The sequence below is a fragment of the Variovorax sp. 10L421 genome (genome assembly GCF_056395365.1).
On sequence record NZ_JBFTJJ010000084.1, the window covers coordinates 1 to 398 of the forward strand.

Here is a 398-nt window from a genome sequence, read left to right on the forward strand (position 1 = left end):
AGGTGGGCATCGCGGTGGAACGCTCCATCGAGATGGTGGTGGGTATCCTCGCGATCCTGAAGGCTGGCGGCGCCTACGTGCCGCTGGACCCGGAGTACCCCACAGATCGGCTGACGTACATGGTCCGCGACAGCGGCATCGCGCTGCTGCTCACGCAGAGCCACCTGCAGGTGCCGGGCATCGAGGCGCTGCAGGTGTTGGCCCTGGACACGCTCGACGTTAGTGCGGAACCCCACACCAACCCCGATATCGACCTGCACGGCGAGAACCTCGCCTACGTGATCTACACCTCCGGCTCCACCGGCCGTCCCAAGGGCGCGCAGCTGTGCCACCGCAACGTGACACGGCTGCTTGACGCCACCGATGCCTGGTTCGGCTTCGGCCCCGAGGACGTGTGG

At 67.1% G+C, this 398-nt stretch carries 1 protein-coding gene; it reads left to right on the forward strand.

Annotated elements, in window-relative coordinates:
* The coding region (locus tag AC1DFC_RS29830; RefSeq protein ID WP_478180594.1) for an AMP-binding protein at positions 1-398 on the forward strand (398 nt) is incomplete at both ends.